At 42.0% G+C, this 18,124-nt stretch carries 12 protein-coding genes and 1 pseudogene; 7 read left to right on the top strand and 6 right to left on the bottom strand.

All coding sequences use genetic code 11. The annotated features are described in order from the left end of the window. Positions 1-18: 18 nt before the first annotated feature. On the top strand, positions 19-5,580 hold the full coding sequence (locus tag HCR01_RS29460) for a response regulator (RefSeq protein ID WP_193199570.1): 5,562 nt from the start codon (positions 19-21) through the stop codon (positions 5,578-5,580). A 52-nt stretch (positions 5,581-5,632) separates the two neighbouring features. On the opposite strand, the gene HCR01_RS29455 is transcribed toward HCR01_RS29460, so the two are convergent. Beyond that, entirely contained in the window at positions 5,633-6,277 is a 645-nt protein-coding gene (locus HCR01_RS29455; protein WP_193199569.1) for a transglutaminase-like domain-containing protein, read from the bottom strand. A 151-nt stretch (positions 6,278-6,428) separates the two neighbouring features. Between HCR01_RS29455 and HCR01_RS29450 the strand changes: the two genes are divergently transcribed. The 5 genes from HCR01_RS29450 (at position 6,429) to HCR01_RS29430 (ending at position 12,381) form a co-directional block, all read left to right on the top strand. Continuing rightward, complete coding sequence (locus HCR01_RS29450) at positions 6,429-8,498, top strand: prolyl oligopeptidase family serine peptidase (protein ID WP_193199568.1); 2,070 nt, start codon at positions 6,429-6,431, stop codon at positions 8,496-8,498. 347 nt (positions 8,499-8,845) lie between these two features. Beyond that, positions 8,846-11,620, top strand: a complete 2,775-nt coding sequence (locus HCR01_RS29445) for a M16 family metallopeptidase (protein ID WP_193199567.1) — start codon at positions 8,846-8,848, stop codon at positions 11,618-11,620. A gap of 38 nt (positions 11,621-11,658) precedes the next feature. Then, positions 11,659-11,802: a hypothetical protein gene (locus HCR01_RS29440; protein WP_193199566.1), complete on the top strand. Its 144-nt coding sequence runs from the start codon at positions 11,659-11,661 to the stop codon at positions 11,800-11,802. A gap of 28 nt (positions 11,803-11,830) precedes the next feature. After that, the gene (locus tag HCR01_RS29435) at positions 11,831-12,088 is read left to right on the top strand and encodes a type II toxin-antitoxin system ParD family antitoxin (protein WP_193199565.1); all 258 of its coding nucleotides are present in this window, start codon (positions 11,831-11,833) and stop codon (positions 12,086-12,088) included. Beyond that, entirely contained in the window at positions 12,085-12,381 is a 297-nt protein-coding gene (locus HCR01_RS29430) for a type II toxin-antitoxin system RelE/ParE family toxin (RefSeq protein WP_193199564.1), read from the top strand. Before HCR01_RS29435 ends, HCR01_RS29430 begins: the two co-directional genes overlap by 4 nt. A 309-nt stretch (positions 12,382-12,690) precedes the next feature. On the opposite strand, the gene HCR01_RS29425 is transcribed toward HCR01_RS29430, so the two are convergent. The 5 genes from HCR01_RS29425 to HCR01_RS29410 all read right to left on the bottom strand — a co-directional run bounded on the left by HCR01_RS29425 (position 12,691) and on the right by HCR01_RS29410 (position 17,516). Beyond that, positions 12,691-13,947, bottom strand: coding sequence for a DUF3574 domain-containing protein (locus tag HCR01_RS29425; protein WP_193199563.1), 1,257 nt, complete (start codon positions 13,945-13,947; stop codon positions 12,691-12,693). A gap of 196 nt (positions 13,948-14,143) precedes the next feature. Then, the gene (locus tag HCR01_RS29420; protein ID WP_193199562.1) at positions 14,144-15,007 is read right to left on the bottom strand and encodes a nuclease; all 864 of its coding nucleotides are present in this window, start codon (positions 15,005-15,007) and stop codon (positions 14,144-14,146) included. A 279-nt stretch (positions 15,008-15,286) separates the two neighbouring features. Next, complete coding sequence (locus HCR01_RS29415; RefSeq protein WP_193199561.1) at positions 15,287-16,324, bottom strand: hypothetical protein; 1,038 nt, start codon at positions 16,322-16,324, stop codon at positions 15,287-15,289. A gap of 10 nt (positions 16,325-16,334) precedes the next feature. Next, on the bottom strand, positions 16,335-16,580 hold the full coding sequence (locus HCR01_RS39165; RefSeq protein ID WP_162397317.1) for a hypothetical protein: 246 nt from the start codon (positions 16,578-16,580) through the stop codon (positions 16,335-16,337). Positions 16,581-17,354: 774 nt separating this feature from the next. Beyond that, positions 17,355-17,516, bottom strand: coding sequence for a hypothetical protein (locus HCR01_RS29410; RefSeq protein WP_193199560.1), 162 nt, complete (start codon positions 17,514-17,516; stop codon positions 17,355-17,357). Between the two features lie 210 nt (positions 17,517-17,726). On the opposite strand from HCR01_RS29410, the pseudogene HCR01_RS29405 reads away from it, so the two are divergent. Next, a pseudogene (locus HCR01_RS29405) lies at positions 17,727-18,124 on the top strand (hypothetical protein); the annotation flags it as partial.

Below are 18,124 nucleotides of genomic sequence, written 5' to 3'. Positions count from 1 at the left end.
ACTCTTGACTAAAAAACTATGCTGCCGGAACAACAACAGCGGATTTTGGGTTACTTTATTGAAGAAGCCAGAGACCACCTGAATACAATTGAGCAGGGGTTGCTGAATCTTGAGAGTACCCTGAACGACCCGGAAATGATTAACGAAGTCTTCCGGGCAGCTCACTCCATCAAAGGAGGAGCGGCGATGCTTGGTCTGACTAGTATCCAGCACACCTCCCACCGTCTAGAAGATTGTTTCAAAGTTCTTAAAGAGCATCCAGTTAAGGTTGACGAAAAGCTAGAGTCTTTATTTCTCGGTGTGTCTGATACTCTCAAAGTGCTTTTAGAGCATTTGAGTGGCCCGTTTGGTCTGTCTGAAGATGCGGCTAATACTCTCATGTCAGAAACCGAGCCGGTCTTTCAATGGCTAAATCAGCATTTGGAATTACTCGTAGAGCAAGGTAATAATGTAGCAAATAGTACTACTGCACCGGAAAGACATTCAGCTTCCACAGATAATCTCACCACACTCACAGAACTTTTTCTGCGGCGAGATATTCCGAGTTTGCCAGAAGACGCCCGGAAGGAATCTACAGAAATATCCTTCTCGGTAGCATCTCAAGAGGTGAGTTCGTCGTTCGCCGGGTCTTCAAGGGAAAAAACGTTGGCGCAGCCAGACGCTAGCGGATATGGCAAATCGGCGCGATCACCAGTAGCAGCAAAAGCAACTGATAGTTGGGGCGAGTTTCAAGCCCATGTGCTACAAACACTACGGGAAATGTTGCAATTGTTTAAGCAAACAACAACACCCGAAACACGGCAAAATCTTCAGCAATGCTGTCATCAGTTAGTTAGACTCGGCGCAGCCCAGAATTTGTCCAATTGGTGTGGTTTGTGTCAAGCAGCGGCTAGTGCGATCGGCAATTCGGAAAACACTTATCTGACTTTGGCTAAAATCGTCATTACTGAAATCAAGCAAGCTCAGGAATTAGTGCTACAAGGTAGGGAAGCCGAAATTGTAATTAGTCAGCAACTAGAAGTACTTTTAAGCTTTGCAGAAATTGAGTTGCTAGAAATTATCCCTGATTTGGTTGATGAACAGTCTGCGGTTTTGACAGAAGTATCAATTACGCCAGAGCCAATTCTATTTGCTAACACACTCGATACTACTGATAACGCCGAGCAGTTAGTGCCACCTACAGTTAATTTACCACTACAAGACAGCATAACTAGCCTATCTGAGCTAACAGAGCAACTTAACCTCGATGAGGATACAGGCGATGGCTATGCCAACGCCTTAGAAGAACATACCTCTGTTGAATTACAAGCAACATCAGAAAACGTTGCTACTCAGCCTAATCTTTCTATTAACTCCTTGTCTGATCATGAAGATGAGATACATCCGCTCAATAGTAATATTGACCCCAATGGGCCAGAGGTAGGCATAGCTGAATTAAATACGCTTGCCGATTTGTTTGAAGGCGAAACTCCCGATCTAGATGAAACCTGGCAACAAGAGGAAATTTTAGAGATTGTTGCTACCGATAAATTAGGAATTGACTTCAGTCACAATGACATTGAGAATGAGGATGCTGATAGCGATTTATCCGATTTACTCTCGTTTGATGAAGACCCAAGCAACGAGCAGCATCTAACAATCACAACTGAAACAGAAGACTTATCCTTATTATTTGGTGACAACTTCCTAGACAAGGAGAATCAAGAACCACAAAATCAACAAACACCTGCTACGACCGTAGAGTTTAGCAATATTGCAACTTCTAATATAAATTTAGATGCTTCCTCTTTAGATATTTTACAAGAATTTACGGAAAGTTCTGGCGACTCAGAGCAATTGCCTGCGGAGACTCAAAATATTGCCAACGAAAATGATGTGGTTGAAGATTTATTGTTACAAGCACTAAATGATGAACCACTGCTTGCAAGCGAAGTAAATCAACCCGTGGCTGAGACGATCGCCAGCATAGAACTATCCACTAACCAACAAAATAGTTTTGATGAATTATTTTTAGAAACGGGACATGCAGATTGGGTAGAGGAAATTACCCCTAATGACTATATAGAATCACCTACCTTGTCTCAGTCAGGCTTGTCTTTGGAAAATCTATTTACTCAAACAGAAGAATATACACTACCATATACGGGTGAGTTAGAACTTAGTGATCTATTTGATACTCCTTCGATAACACCATCTGATCTTTCTTACTCAGAGGATGACTTGAGCACCTTCTGGAACCCGGACACATCAGAACAACAGCATGAATTCGATTCTGTAGTTGAGCAAGACGTAGCAAGGGCATTAGAGGAGAGTTTGTTTGCTGCGGCTGCTGATGACATTTTTGCCGACAGTCAGCAATCCATATCAGCTAGCTTTGATATAGAAGATTTTGATATCACTTTCCAGCAGCGCCAGCAGCAAGATATGCTGTTTTCTTTAGATGCTGAAGATAATTTATTTGAGGATTTAGCGCCAAACAACTTAGCTTCTCTTACAACAGAAGACAGCGTACAGCGCTCCGCACTTGAAAACATGGATAGCGTAGAGTTAGCGAGTCATAGAGAGTCAGTAACTCCCAGAGAGATTCGCAGCTTATCGCAAGAACCAGAAGCTTTAGATTTTATACCAGAATTTACCAATCAGTCCATAGATATATCATCTGTAGATGCTAAAACATTTGCTGATCTAGAAATTGGTTTTGATACTTTTGATGACAACACAGATGAAAATTCACAACTGCTGTCTGAGGATGTAGCTGACCTTACTTATATTCAAATTGAGACTACAGACAATATAGAAAATGATTTATTGCCTACAGAAACTTCTTTAGAAGATATAAGTTTTGGAGAAATTTCAGACTTAGCATCACCCCAGACACAGCCAAGCGATTTGTTCAATGCTCCCGATGACAACACAGATGAAAATTCACAACTGCTGTCTGAGGATATAGCTAACCTCACTTATATTCAAATAGAGACTACAGATAATACAGAGAATGATTTATCTTTTATAGAAGCTGCGAATCAAGAAGAATTAGTCGAGAATTTAGAAAACACGGCAAACATTAACTTGCAAGCCGTCAATGATTTTGCACAAACAGTTATTCAAGAACCGATAATAGCAGGCTTAGATGAGTCAAATCTAGAAACTGATGAAAATCTAGAAGTAGATTTGTCTGAGCATGTATGGGATTTAGAAGAGACAAATGAACTTGCATTAGTAAATGAGGCAGAGAATATTATTGTTACCTCAACTGAAGAATTGGAGGTGACATCAGTTGAAGTAGCTGCTCTAGAAAATGACAGCCCTGTCCTAGATGAATTTGCCGACTTGGAAGCATTACTAGGAGAGGAAGTAGCACCCAGCCCCAATGCTACCTCCATACCAGAAGTAGATTTTGCTGCCTTGGAAGCATTGCTAGGTGAAAACAACGCTGAGACAGCAGCCATATCTAACTATCAGCAGTCCTTCAGAACTCAACCAGCCTTGATACCGCCTGTCAACACCGTTTCATCACCGCGCATAGAGGATGAATTTGGTGATTTGGAAAAGTTATTGGCAGAAGCGGATCAAACGATATCTCACTCATCACTTATAAAATCGAATACAGGAAAAACTCCACGCCCCTCTACTCGTCGTGCTGCGAGATTTGAAGAAACAATGAAGGTTCCAGTCAAGCAACTGGATGATATGAGCAATTTAGTTGGGGAGATGGTGGTAAATCGCAATACCTTAGAGCAGGATCATGAACGGCTGCGACAGGCACTAGATAACTTGCTAATTCAGGTGCAACAACTCTCAGATGTAGGGGCGAGAATGCAGGAGTTATATGAGCGATCGCTACTGGAAGCCTCTCTTTTAGCCGGTCGCAAAACCCAAGACTCTAGCATCCCATCCCAGGACTCTAATTCGGACAGAGGTTTTAGTGAGCTAGAAATGGATCGCTTTACTCCTTTCCATACATTATCCCAACAGATGATTGAGCGCATTGTGCGGGTGCGTGAGTCGGCTAGTGATATTGACTTTGTTACCGAGGAAACCGAACGAGTAGCGCGACAATTCCGCCAGGTAACTACCCAACTACAAGAGGGATTAACAAGAGCGCGGATGGTACCTTTTGCCCAAACTATTGATCGTTGGCGGCGAGGAGTGCGCGACAACGCCATCAAGTGTGGCAAACAAGTGGAGTTGGTGATTGAAGGTGGGGATACCTTGATTGACAAAATGATTTTGGATCATCTAACCGATCCGCTAACTCACATGCTCAATAATGCGATCGCTCATGGTATTGAAACGCCAGACGAGCGACAAGCCATCGGTAAACCACCCGTAGGAATCATTACAATTCGTGCTTTTCACCAAGGCAACCAAACCATCATTTCCGTGGGCGATGACGGTGCAGGTATCGATTCAGAACGAGTTAAGGCCAAGGCGGTGAAGATTGGTATGATTACAGAAGCTCAGGCAAAAACCATCTCTCGCCTAGAAGTCTACGATCTGCTGTTCCAATCTGGTTTTACAATCAAAGACCAAGCAGATGAAATTTCTGGTCGAGGTGTGGGAATGGATGTAGTTCGCTCTGAGATTAGCGAAATTCGTGGGACAGTTAACACCGATTCCACTCTCGGTAAGGGAACGACCTTCACCATCCGTCTGCCACTGACTCTGAGTATTTGTAAAGCCCTTTGCTGCGTTTCCGATAAAGCGCGTATTGCCTTCCCTATGGACGGTGTAGAAGATACGCTAGACATACCACTCAAAAATATTCAGCATAATGCCAATGGGGAATCGTTTATTTCTTGGCGTGATACACTACTGCCATTCCGACCCCTGAAGGAGCTTTTAACCTTTAATCGCCAGATTAGCCGTGGTAATGTCTATGGCGGTAATCGAGATGATGACATGGTTTCTGTGATCGTGGTGCGATCGGCCAGTACTCTAATTGCCCTACAAATTGATCTGGTGCTCAGCGAACAAGAAATTGTAATTAAGCAATTTGAAGGGCCAGCGCCTAAACCAATTGGCGTAGCTGGTGCTACAGTCCTAGGTGATGGTCGTATTATGCCCATTGCTGACGTGCTGGAAATCATTGACATCTTCCAAGGACGAATTTCTACACAAACTGGTGGCAGTTCTTGGCAACAGAAAGCTACTCCTATAGACCCACCTGCTGTGAAGATTGACCCGACTGTGCTAATTGTTGATGACTCAATTACAGTCCGAGAATTGCTCTCCTTAACGTTTAACAAGGCAGGTTATCGCGTAGAACAGGCGCGTGATGGACAGGAAGCTTGGGATAAACTCCGCTCCGGTTTGCCTTGTGATATAGTGTTTTGCGATATCGAGATGCCCCGTTGCGATGGTCTAGAGTTACTCTCTCGCATCCAGAAAGACTCTAACCTCAACCACCTACCGATCGCTATGCTTACCTCGCGGGGTGCAGACAAGCACAGACAAATGGCAGTTCAACTCGGTGCTAGTGGCTACTTCACTAAGCCTTACCTAGAGGAAGCTTTACTTGAAGCTGCGGCGCGGATGCTGAAAGGGGAGAAACTAGTTAACAGTACTAGTAATGTTTAGTAATTAAGGTATTTGTTAGTTGACGTTAACTTTATCTGTAGCGCTCCTACTCTTATACCGCTAATTGATTACTCTGCTGTCCATTAATATCAACTCTCAAAACAAAACCATGTTTTTCTAATAATTCTAAGGGAATATCTGGAAGCTTAAGAAGCATATCATCCCATGTACTGGAAGTTTGTAAAGCCTCTACAACTACTGGCAATGGCTCACACAAAATGTTTTGAAAGTCTGCTTCTTGGGGAAATTGAATCCTAAAGGCTAATTGTTCTTTTGAAGGGACAAATTGAGCGTCAACATCTTTACGATTTCCCCTTGCATCAATACGATACCAACCTATTTCGGGTAAGTATACTGCATTGAAACCATGTAAGCTATAAAGCTCACCATCATCATGAAAACGCAATCTCTGATAACAAAAGCCTGCTGGAATGCCATTTCCTCTGAGTAGTGCCGCTAACAAATGGCTCTTTGCAAAACAATATCCTGTTTTGTATTTGAGTACATCTGAAGCTCGACAGGTTACAGGATTCATTTGATAGTCATAGCTATGATAAATTTCATCACGCACCCACTCGAAACAAGCTTTTGTGATCGCTTCTGATGTTTGATGTTTTGATGCAATCTTTTTCGCAAGTTTTAGAATTGTCGGATGCTGCCAGTCAATAACTTCACTCGCTTGCAAATATTCTTCCATACTGCTTGTTTCCTAGAAGGCATTGTATCCAGAATACAAGACTCTCACCTACTCAACAACAGGAAACTTTTTCCCACAGATTTGGCAAGTATATAACTCAAGTATAGGGTCTATCTTTATAGTATGTGAAGCGCACTTTTGACCTGAGACTATGCCCTACTCTAAAAAACGTCTAACTTATCCATCCTGCCGCCAGAGTAACCAAGCTGATAACTACCACGGTACTTTAGTTTCAGATCCCTACCGCTGGTTAGAGGATCCTGACTCTGAAGAAACAAAGGCTTGGATTGAGGCACAAAATAAAGTTACTTTTGCTTACCTCAGCGAAATTACTGCTAGGGAAAAAATTCAACAGCGTCTCACCAAACTTTGGGATTATGAAAAATATGGTATCCCATTCAAAGAAGGCGATCGCTACTTTTATTTCAAAAATGACGGACTGCAAAATCAAAGTGTTCTTTATACCTTAGAAACACTTGATTCTGAACCCAGGGTTTTACTCGACCCCAACAAACTTTCAGAAGATGGCACTGTTGCCCTTGCGGGATTATCTATTAGTGAAGATGGTAAACTTTTAGCATACGGTCTATCAACCTCTGGTTCTGACTGGCAAGAGTGGAAAGTGCGCGATGTTGAAACTAGTGAAGACCTGCAAGACCAATTGAACTGGATTAAATTCTCCGGCGCATCGTGGACACATGATCACAAAGGTTTTTTCTATAGTCGTTACGATGAGCCGAACAAAAAAACCAAATTAGAAGATGTTAACTATTATCAAAAGCTCTATTATCATCAATTAGGTACACCCCAATCAGAAGATGTACTAATTTATCATCGTCCTGATCAGAAAGAATGGGGTTTTAGTGGAGATGTTACTGAAGATGGACGTTATCTAATTATCTCAGTTTGGCTGGGAACTGACCCCAAAAATTTGGTTTTCTACAAAGATTTGACTAATCCTAGTGCTGAAGTAATAGAACTAGTTAATCAATTTGAAGCAGATTACAGTTTTATCGATAATGATGATAGCGTCTTCTATTTTCGCACAGATTTAAATGCGCCACGAGGACGAGTTATTGCTATTGATAGCAATAACCCAGCTTCAGAAAATTGGCAAGAAATCATTCCTCAATCAGCAGAAACTTTGGAAAGTGTTGGCATACTTAATAACCAATTTGTTGCTGATTATCTTCAGGATGCTTATACTCAAATCAAAGTTTTTGACCTCAAAGGTGCATTTATCCGTGAGGTCGAATTGCCTGGAATTGGCTCGGCAGGTGGTTTTGGTGGTAAGCGTAATGATACTGAGACTTTTTATAGTTTTACCAGCTTTACTATACCAGGAATTATCTATCGCTACAACATGGTGACAGGAAAAAGTGAGGTTTTCCGTCAGCCAAATGTAGATTTTAATCCTGATGACTACGAAACAAAACAAGTCTTTTATCACAGCAAAGATAATACCAGAGTGCCAATGTTTATCACCCATAAAAAAAGCATTCAATTGGATGGAAATAATCCCACATATCTCTATGCTTATGGCGGTTTTAATGCTTCAATGACACCTGGTTTTTCTGTGAGTCTTTTGGTGTGGATGGAGATGGGTGGTATCCATGCTATGCCTAATATCCGCGGTGGTGGCGAGTACGGCGAGGAATGGCATCAAGCAGGAATGAAAGAGAAAAAGCAGAATGTCTTTGATGACTTTATTACCGCAGCTGAATGGCTGATTGCCAATAAGTATACAAAACCTGCAAAACTAGCGATCGCGGGTGGTAGTAATGGCGGCTTACTAGTAGGTGCTTGTATGACGCAGCGTCCCGATTTGTTTGGTGCAGCTTTGCCAGCAGTAGGTGTGATGGATATGTTGCGGTTCCACAAATTTACCATCGGCTGGGCTTGGACTTCTGAATATGGTTCGCCGGATGATCCAGAAGAGTTTAAAACGCTTTATGCCTATTCGCCACTGCACAACATTAAGCCAGATCAAGCTTACCCAGCAACCTTGATTACCACAGCCGATCATGACGATCGCGTTGTCCCTGCTCATAGTTTCAAATTTGCTGCAACTTTGCAAGCCGCTCAAGCAGGTGATGCACCAGTGCTAATTAGAATTGAGACGAAAGCGGGACATGGTGCTGGTAAACCCACAACTAAAATTATCGAGGAAGCCGCAGACAAGTGGGCTTTTTTGATTCGTACTTTGGATGTAAATGTTTAGACTAGTGTGATTGATTTTTTCACGCAAAGACGTAGGGCACAAAGTTTTTTATTAGCGGCTTGGCGTCTTTGCGTGAGATTTTCGTTATCAGTAATTGAGAATGTCTGCAATTTTTCTAGCCTGATGGGAATTTGAAACATAATTTACTATTAAATAATTACCAGTTTACAAAGGCGATCGCTCATTAAACTAATAAATTAATAGGTGAGAAAACCTGTGGCAATAAGTTGCTGAGCTACTTCTGAGCCTTTGCTCTAAGTACTTGCTTAGCCAGATACCAAATTAAAAATGAGGGTTTTGCATTTCTTCTTTAATTGAGTTTCATCAAATTGAATTTCGCATTGCTTATGAAGCTACGCTTATATATGCTTATCGGGCTTTTACTCAGTCTTCTCCTAAGTGTTGTACCGCTTTCGGGCACTTTCACCAATGCTGCAACGCCAACAGCAGTTGCACCCGTGTCTGCTCCTTCCTTCACCCAAGGTGTGCAGAAAACAGTATTGGACAACGGCTTAACGGTGCTAATTAAGGAAGTCCATACCGCTCCGGTGGTGAGTGTGCAAGTTTGGTATAAAGTAGGCTCACGTAATGAAGGAGCCGGGATGAATGGCATCTCTCACCAATTAGAGCATTTAATGTTTAAAGGCACTACTGACCGTCCCGTGCAGTTTGGACGGCTATTTAGTGCTTTGGGTAGTCAATTCAATGCTTTTACCAGCTACGACGAAACAGCCTACTTTGGTACAGTACAGAAAGATAAACTCGAAGCACTGCTGACTTTAGAAGCTGATCGTATGGAAAACGCGTTGATTGGCTCTGATCAGCTGACAAGTGAGAAGCGAGTAGTAATCTCAGAGTTACAAGGATATCAAAATTTTCCCAATATCCGTCTGAGTGAAGCAGTGATGCGAAGTGCTTTCCCCAATAGAGCCTATGGTTTACCTGTGGGAGGTACAAAAGCTGATGTAGAGAAATTCACTCTGGAGCAGGTACAGAATTATTACCAAACCTACTACAGTCCAGATAATGCCACTTTGGTAATTACAGGGGATTTTGCCACAACACCTGTCCTCAAAGTTGTTAAAGAAACTTACGGGAAGTTGCCAAAACGAGGCAAAACAGCTGCGGCTAAAAACTCTACTCCAGTGACTGCGCCTACCCCTGTTATTCAAAAAGCACCTATAGTTTTGAAGCAACCCGGAAGTGCAGCACTGTTGCAAACCGTTTATCCGCTACCAGATATCAAGCACCCCGATGTACCTGCGATCGATGTGATGGATGCCATCCTTACAGGTGGACGTAGTTCTAGGCTTTACCAGGCTTTGGTGGAATCTGGACTCGCCAGTTCAGTGAGTGGTGCTGCTGCTGAACTCATTGAACCGGGGTGGTATGAAATTAACGCTACGGCGGCTCCAGGTCAAGAGTTAGCCAAAATTGCTCAGGTACTCCAGCAATCTTTAACAAAATTCCAACAACAGCCAGTAACCTTAGAAGAATTAAACCGGGCGAAGACGCAACTACAAGCCTCATTTATATTGGGTAATCAAGACATCACCAGTCAGGCAAGTCAACTGGGGTATAACCAAACTGTCACTGGAGACTATCGTTTTATTGAACAGTATTTAGCTGCGATCGCCAAGGTAACACCAGCACAGATACAACGAGTTGCAAAAACTTATCTGAATTCAGCGAAACAAACCATCGGCTTTTTTGAGCCAACCCAACCAGATGGTAAACCAGGGACTTCTAATGTTGGTTCTGGTCGGACTGTGGAAAACTTCAGCCCTGGTAAGCCTGTAGACCCAGCAGAACTGGCAAAATACCTACCACCCGCCACATCAGCTACAGATTCCAATAAAAAATCATTACCTGAACAGTTCACTCTGGCCAATGGCTTACGAGTTCTGTTACTACCAGATAAAAGCGTTCCTACAATTAACCTCAGCGGACAAATTGACGCTGGTAGTGAATTTGACGGCAATCAAAAAGCCGGATTAGCAAATCTGACTGCTAACAACTTAATGAATGGAACGCAGACTAAGAATGCTCTCACCCTAGCGAAAACCCTAGAAGACCGGGGATCTAGTCTAGATTTCAGTTCTAGCCGCGAAGGAGTCAGCATTAGCGGTCAGGGACTTTCGACGAACCTGCCAATATTGATTCAAACCCTGGGTGATGTAGTCAGAAATGCTACTTTACCAGCCGATCAATTGGAACTGAGTCGTCAGCGAGCATTAACCAGTCTCAAAGTCCAGTTAGATGACCCCAGTGGACTGGGACGAAGAGTATTCCAGCAAGCTATTTACCCAGAAAGTCATCCGTTCTACAGCTTTCCTACAGTCGAGAGTTTAAAGAGCATTACTCGTGATGATTTGCTCCGTTTCTATCAGGAACACTATCGACCCGACACCACAACGATCGCCTTAGTGGGAGATTTTGATCCAGTTAAGGTAAAAGCGTTGCTAAATCAGGAGTTCGGTAAATGGCAAGCTACAGGTAAGCCACCTGTTCTCAACATACCCACAGTACCATTACCGCAAACTTTGACACGTTTAAACAAAGTGATTCCCGGTAAGACAGAGGCCGTTACTTACATTGGCTATAACGGCATTTCTCGGAAAGATCCGCGTTTTTATGCAGCACTAGTACTGAATCAGATTTTGGGTGGCGATACCTTGTCTAGCCGCTTGGGTACGGAGGTACGCGATCGCCAAGGTCTGACCTATGGGATCTACAGTGGATTTGCAGCAGGAATCAATCCCGGCCCGTTCTTAATTCAAATGCAGACTGCTCCAGGAGATGCCCCTCAAGCGATCGCCAGCACCCTGGCTTTACTCAAACAGTTGCGTGAGCAAGGAGTAACTGAGGCGGAATTGAACACAGCAAAACGCTCAATTAGCAACAGCTACCCCGTGGATTTAGCTAATCCTAGTAATGTATCTAGTATCATTTTGGATAATGCTGTCTTGGGACTGTCACGAGCAGAAATCCAAGAGTTTCCCAAGCGCATTCAAGCAGTGAGTATGACTCAAATGCAGCAGGCAATCCAGGATTTAATTAGACCGGAGAATCTGGTGATTGTTACAGCTGGGCCTGGAGATACTGTACCCAAGGGCAGCTAATTATCTCACGCAAAGACGCAAAACAAATCTTTGCGTTTTTGCATCTTGATAGAAAATCTTTTCCCAATGCTCATACTCAAGGCTTGGCTGTAACTGAACTCAAGCCACGCGATCCAAAGGCTGTTCAGGAGTTAGAGGCAAGAATTTTTGAGAATGTGGCGATGTTGCTAAAACTTGGGTAAGAGTATTAATTATCTACAGATAGAAAATATGTACATCAAAATTAAACCAGAACTAGAGCAATTTATTCAAGTACAGCTTGCAAGTGGTAGATTCGCTAGTGCAGATGATGTCATAAATGAAGCTTTTAAGCTGCTACAAGAAAGAGAACAGCGAATTGAAGAATTACGGCAAAAAATTGCTGTAGGAACTGAACAAATTGCTAAGGGGCAAGTAACTGATGGCGAAGTTGTATTTGCCAGATTCCAAGAAAAAATTCGTCTAATTGCTGAGGAGTCATCTGAATGAGTAATTATTCATTTTCAGATGCAGCAATTCAAGATTTAGATGAAATTTGTGAATATATTGCCCGCAGCAACCCAAAAGCAGCTAGTAAGCTTTTTGACGACATTCGCCAAAAGTGTAAATTAGTAGCTAGTTTTCCCAATATGGGAAAAAGTTATGGAAGGCTTGTACCAAATTTACGCGGTTTTGCTGTGGATGATTATATCGTATTTTACTATCCCAGAGAATCTGGAATTAGTATTACTCGTGTTACGAGTGGTTATCGAGATTTAGAATCTTTGTTTGCCGATGAATGATTAAATTTTACCAAAGGATAGACGCGCTAGGTAAATATAATTAAATATAAAAAAAAATTAGTTCGTAGTGAGCGATTCATCGCTCAAAACAAGGATGATCAGGACTAAAGTCCTTACCCTTCTCCTAACGGAGACGCTGCGCGAACGGGTGACGCTCCTACGTCGCTAACGCTACGCTATCGTTAGTCGCTCATGGGGGAAACCCCCTTGGCGCAGCCTCTCGTAGAGAAGACCGCGCTAACTCACTACAAACTTTAATTTATTTACGCCTAGCTACTTACTACCATTTACTTTTTGGTATTCTCTTACTCACTGAATTGAAGAATGTTGCTTCTGACGTTTCTTTTTTAGTCTCAAAGCGATTATAGAAGTGCTAAATAGAAGCACTCCAGCAACAGAAGAAGGTTCTGGAACAGGTTCAGACTCGACAAAACGCACACGGATATCTTCATCAACAACTGTCAGCACACTTTCTTGATTAAACTGTTGAAGGTACGTTCCAATAATTTGATTAATAGAATTTTCGTTATCCAGAGTATCTTCAAAGATAAAGCTAATAACCTTTGAGGGTTCTTCAATAAGGGTTCCAGTGCTGTTCAGGAATTGCCCATTGGCATCGAAAATTGTTAAGCCGGCTGGGAAACGAGGGGTAATCACAATATCAACAAACGTTTGAAACTCGTTTTCGGATACTTCTCCACCTCCCGGAATGTTGCGCCCAAAAAATAAATCTGCTTGGATTAATTCTGGAACTGAACTGTTGTCAATTAGGTCATCTCCTAAGCCGAAGCTAACTTTTACATCTTGATTGGCTGCAACCAAAACACTTTCTTGATTAAATTGTTGGCGATACGCCGCTACAATTTCGTTAACTGCGGTTTCATTGCTCAAGCCGTCTTCTAAAAGTAGGGTGACAACCTTCGAGGGTTCTTCTATAGTGGTTCCAGTGCTGTTTAGAAATTGCCCATTGCCATCAAAAGTTGTTAAGCCGGCTGGAAAACGAGGGGTAATCACACTATCAACAAATGCCTGAAACTGGCTTTGAGATACTTCGCCACCTCCCGGAATGTTACGCCCAAAAAATAATTCCGTTTGAATGAATTTTGGAACTGAACTGTTATTAAATAAATCCTCACCTGAACCGAAGCTAACCGTGAGATCGTCTTTGTTTGCTACTTGCAAAACACTTTCTTGGTTGAACTGCTTGCGGTAAGTCTTGACAATCTCGCTAATAGAAACTTCGTTTGCTGAAGTGTTTTCTCGGAAGAGAGTAACAACTTTGGTAGATTCTTCGATGAGTCTTCCTGTACTATCCAGAAATTGCCCATTGCTATTAAGAATAGTTAACCCGGCTGGGAAACGAGGGGTAATTACATCGTCAACAAACGTCTGAAACTCGCTCTCGGATACCTCTCCATCTCCAGCAATATTGCGTCCAAAAAATAAATCTTCCTGAATCAGGGAAAATGCTCTGGCTTTAGGTAATTCTATTGTGATCGCCAGAGAAATGGTGGCACTAGTGGCTAAAGCTGTAGTAATTTTGTTGAAAATATTTTTTTTAGACACAGCTGTAACGCTCCCAAGTAAATGAACTGAATCCCTAAGATTTAGCTCATGCAGGTAGGTACTCAATCAATGTGAATACTTTTTTGCACTACAGTGAAATTACTCTATCTATCAAAAAAATCTAGTATAAACACTAGATTTCATAAAATCTTTAAATAGAATTTACAGGTTGCTCATCTTCAGAGTCTCTAAAAATTTATTTTTCTAGGAAAATCAAATCTTCAGGCTGAGTAGTTAACTTGATATTCTGACCCTCAACTTTAACCACAAAGTCGAATCCAGTAATATGACCTTCTGGGAGAATTACTAAGCGATCGTTGAGTGACTCAAGGTAATTTGAAAATCCGTCTAGAGCTACACTGCCATCATTAATTGCAAGGTAGCCAAGGAGCCTACGAAATAGTTTTGGTAGAATGACAACCCTCTCAGTAATGGTTTCTAATTCTTCTAAGATGAAACCCTTTTTAGTCTTGTCTTCTGCCCACAAACCTTTATTTTCCTTACGAACTTTTTCGGTGACACTAGCCAATTCCTGGCGAATGTCAGGATATAACTTCGAGTAAAAGGTAGGATAAGCGAACCCTTTAGCTAAAAGATGATAGTTGGCACTTTTTTTGAGTAACGATTTATCTAAATAGATGCTACTACCATCAGCTTCATCTGAATTACCTTTGAAGGCAAAAGCTATAGCTCTGCCATAGATGTCTGCAAATCTGGTAAGTATAAAACCAGGCACTTGTTCTGGTTCTGCCGCAGTGACTACTTCATTATCATTACGGGTAATCTTTTTAAAGCCCACGAATTTCAGTAACTCGCTGGCTGCACTATGAGCAAATTCCAGCGGTTGGTGCTGCATACCTATACCTCCTCTAGCCTGGAAGTGTGTTTCCAAGGTATCGATGCTATCTAAGCGTAGTTGTACGCCTCCGGCGCGGTTAGGTGTAACTCGTGTTGGTAATTTCTCCCACAACTTGGGGTTGTTGGGATAGAAGCGGATCGAATCGCCGTCGGGTGCAGCTTTGATGACTCTAAAGTTGCCTTGGATTAGAGTTAGTCCCATGTACTCAAAAAATATCGCTAAAGTTTTTGACTTTTAGGAAGTTGGAGGATTATCCCATATAAGATACTTCCTATGGGTGGGAAGTATCTTATATGGAATTTAGGGTTTTACTAAACAACCCCTTCTCAAAATTGGATGTAGAGGCGTGATTTTTGCATCCTGTCTGCCGCAGGCTTTTCCGTAAGGTAGAGTAGCTATTGCAGCAGTATTTGCGTTTATCTAAAAACAAGAAGCACCTTCTCATCCGAGTAAGTTTTAGGAGGCATGTCTAGAAATATTTCAACGTGAGCCTCCCTTGGATACCAGATTGAAGTCCCAAGTGTAAAAGCCAATTTGGTCAGGAACCCTAGAGAATCTACCTGTCCGATGACCTCTAGATAATTCATTCAGCACTTTATTTTTGATCTCTCTAATTTCCTCAGAATCTAGTTCTCCATAAATTCCTGCGATTACTTCCGCAACGCTGAAAACTTTGCCTGGATTTTGTTCGAGGAGAGAGGTGATAGCGTCAATCAAAAATTGACCCTCAAATGCTCTGAGCATCGTTACTACTTTTGTCTTTGGGGGTACAAAAGATTTCTTCTTTTTGTGTTTGATACTCCTAGCAGAACCATTGCCATTACTTGGAATTATCAAGCTTAAATCCAGAGTGTAACAACCCGGTTCTTCGGGAACAGCTACCCAGGCATTTCTTTCTCTTCCTTGGGTAAGGGAAGATTGGACTCTACCTTTGACTACTTTGAATAGATTAGACTCTAATTCACCGTAAAGCGATCGTACGATGAAATCTATATGACACACAGTCCCAATATATTCTTGCAAGAGCAGTTTGATCGCTTCCATCCGAGACAGATCTGCATACTGAGGTAGCATCGGAACTTCCGATACCTTCGTTGAGCTATCGTTACTTTCTGAAGCTGTCTCTATGACTGGTGATGTACTTGGCGGTTGACTTTCTTCTGTATCGTCAACAGTAGAGGAGGTTTCGATCTCAAAGTTGTCTGAGTCTTTACGTTCCGAGTGTATAGACTCGACTAAGTTGATTTGAGAAGTATCATCACGTGATGATAGAAATAGTAGCGAGCTTTCTTGGGAAGATTTGGAAGTCTCATCAATCGCCGCAAGTCTAGATGTCTGGTTATTGGCATTTGAAAAAGACCAGTTAGACAACAACGCTTCTACATGGTCGAGTTGCGATCGCGCTTGCACGAATAAGCGTTCGTACTCTTCTGTGAGGCGAGCATAGTAGTCTCTTAATTCCAACAATGGAGACAGAAATGTGCCTGGAGGTGGTTCTAATTGTCCTTTTGGTGTCATAAGGCTTTAATCAATTTAAATCGGTGTCACTTTTATAAGACATTGGTCTAGGTTTAGCCTTGTGAGCTGTTGGTTGTGATTTTTTAGGCGCTTGGGGAGGGCGACACGTCTCACAATATAAAGGTCGCGGCCCAAAAGTTTCGCGCTTTGTAGCTTCATTACACTCTTTACAGACAAAGTTGAAAACACGAGTGTGAATCTGTCTTTTGTGCGCCCTGACAGTATATTCCCTAACATCAATGAGTTTACTTGCCATAATCAGGAATTGTGAATTTCCGTTGTATCAATGTCCTATCAATATAGCTATTCAAGCAAATGAAACTGCATCAGTGTGTGTTTACGTGGAAGTTTTATTCAAATTAACGAATTTGACGCCAACCACAAGATACAGATATTGCTTGGTAGAGCAAAATGAGAGTTACTCATCGGCTATCCCTTCAGCATATACTTCACATTCAGCACACACTACCACCATCTTATAGCGCTTGATTGGGTAAACAATTCTTACTCCTAATGCTTATTAATAGCTGTTTTTGCCTGACGCGATCCATGTATATGCAGAGTGGCTAGCCTTCATTAGCACAAAATCCCTAATTATCATGCTAGTGATGTAACTCAATAGACTTCTGCAAAAAGTCTGTTAAGAGAGCAAGGGGGAAGGGTTAAAAAAATTGACTCTTCCTTTTCCCCTTAATCTTTACCCTTTCCCCCTCTAATTACTACATCTAGCATTGACTCTACCTAAATAAAGCAAGCACAAATTGGTTTAACTGGATAAGACTACTCTTCTACAACAGTGTCTTGAAGACCTTTGAGAGGTACTTAAACAGATTGTAGAAATCTTACCAAAGTATTCGCGCTTCAACTCCTAATTTTGATTTATTGGGATGAGTTTTATGTGTGAGGATATAGGTGGAAGCGATTTTCATCGCTGTTATCTGGGGAGTTGGAGATTGGGAAGTGCGGGATTTTTCACTTCCGATTCACATGATTGGCAAATCAAGTTATTTCCAACGGTTCTAATTGCCCATCATAAAAATACCCCACCCCTCAACTCAACCCCTCTTCCTTGTGGTAGAGGGGTATCCATTGGTAAAGCTATTTCCGTCGTAAATTGACATCTTGTACCAATCTTAGTTAGCACAAAAGTGATGAAGTATTGCATATATTCTTCCAGACTAGCGATCGCCATATCTTCAGCTTCTAAGCGATCGCTTCTTAGTCTTCATAACATTTGGGAGTTTTGGACAATTTTTGTAATGTGAATTTAGCATAAATCGAATTCCAGACAAGCAACATTGTATCTATCTACTCACGTCCTTAAAACAGCTAAGTTAATAACTCCTGTCTCCTACTCATGGAGATTACTGATAAATATACACTTTGCATACGGAGAAAAAAGATGCCTGATTTTGCTAAATTAAGTCGGTTAACTCAGTTAATGACTTTTGTAACTTGTAGTACTATTTTGACTGCGGTTCCTATTAATACAGAGCAATCATCGGTCTTCGCGCAAGAAATTAAATCCACCTCTACTCCCTTGGTAATATCTCAAAATCGTCGTGGCTACGGGCGCGATACACGCAGACTCAGAGCTGAGTCAGGGCAAGATGATAGAGGACGTTGGCGATTTTATAAGCCGGAAGATGTCTCACGGGATGCTATGCAAGCTCAAGGTTGCACTGATGTTGGCACTAGTGGAGCAAATTGGCGCTGTCCACGCCGCACCATTAGAGTAGAAGTGGATGATAATAGGCGGGATAATGACTGGCGTGATAACAATAGGCGTCGTGACTACGG

This window comes from Nostoc sp. MG11 (assembly GCF_014904695.1).
Taxonomy (GTDB): Bacteria; Cyanobacteriota; Cyanobacteriia; order Cyanobacteriales; family Nostocaceae; genus Komarekiella.
This window is presented reverse-complemented; position numbering and strand designations above follow the sequence as displayed.

Excerpts from the sequence above, each read along its gene's own strand:
- HCR01_RS29415 (WP_193199561.1), bottom strand. The coding sequence starts at position 16,324 with ATGACACCAAAAGGACAATTAGAACCACCTCCAGGCACATTTCTGTCT.
- HCR01_RS39165 (WP_162397317.1), bottom strand. The coding sequence starts at position 16,580 with ATGGCAAGTAAACTCATTGATGTTAGGGAATATACTGTCAGGGCGCAC.
- HCR01_RS29435 (WP_193199565.1), top strand. The coding sequence starts at position 11,831 with ATGTACATCAAAATTAAACCAGAACTAGAGCAATTTATTCAAGTACAG.
- HCR01_RS29455 (WP_193199569.1), bottom strand. The coding sequence starts at position 6,277 with ATGGAAGAATATTTGCAAGCGAGTGAAGTTATTGACTGGCAGCATCCG.
- HCR01_RS29450 (WP_193199568.1), top strand. The coding sequence starts at position 6,429 with ATGCCCTACTCTAAAAAACGTCTAACTTATCCATCCTGCCGCCAGAGT.
- HCR01_RS29410 (WP_193199560.1), bottom strand. The coding sequence starts at position 17,516 with ATGGCGATCGCTAGTCTGGAAGAATATATGCAATACTTCATCACTTTT.
- HCR01_RS29430 (WP_193199564.1), top strand. The coding sequence starts at position 12,085 with ATGAGTAATTATTCATTTTCAGATGCAGCAATTCAAGATTTAGATGAA.
- HCR01_RS29460 (WP_193199570.1), top strand. The coding sequence starts at position 19 with ATGCTGCCGGAACAACAACAGCGGATTTTGGGTTACTTTATTGAAGAA.
- HCR01_RS29445 (WP_193199567.1), top strand. The coding sequence starts at position 8,846 with ATGAAGCTACGCTTATATATGCTTATCGGGCTTTTACTCAGTCTTCTC.
- HCR01_RS29420 (WP_193199562.1), bottom strand. The coding sequence starts at position 15,007 with ATGGGACTAACTCTAATCCAAGGCAACTTTAGAGTCATCAAAGCTGCA.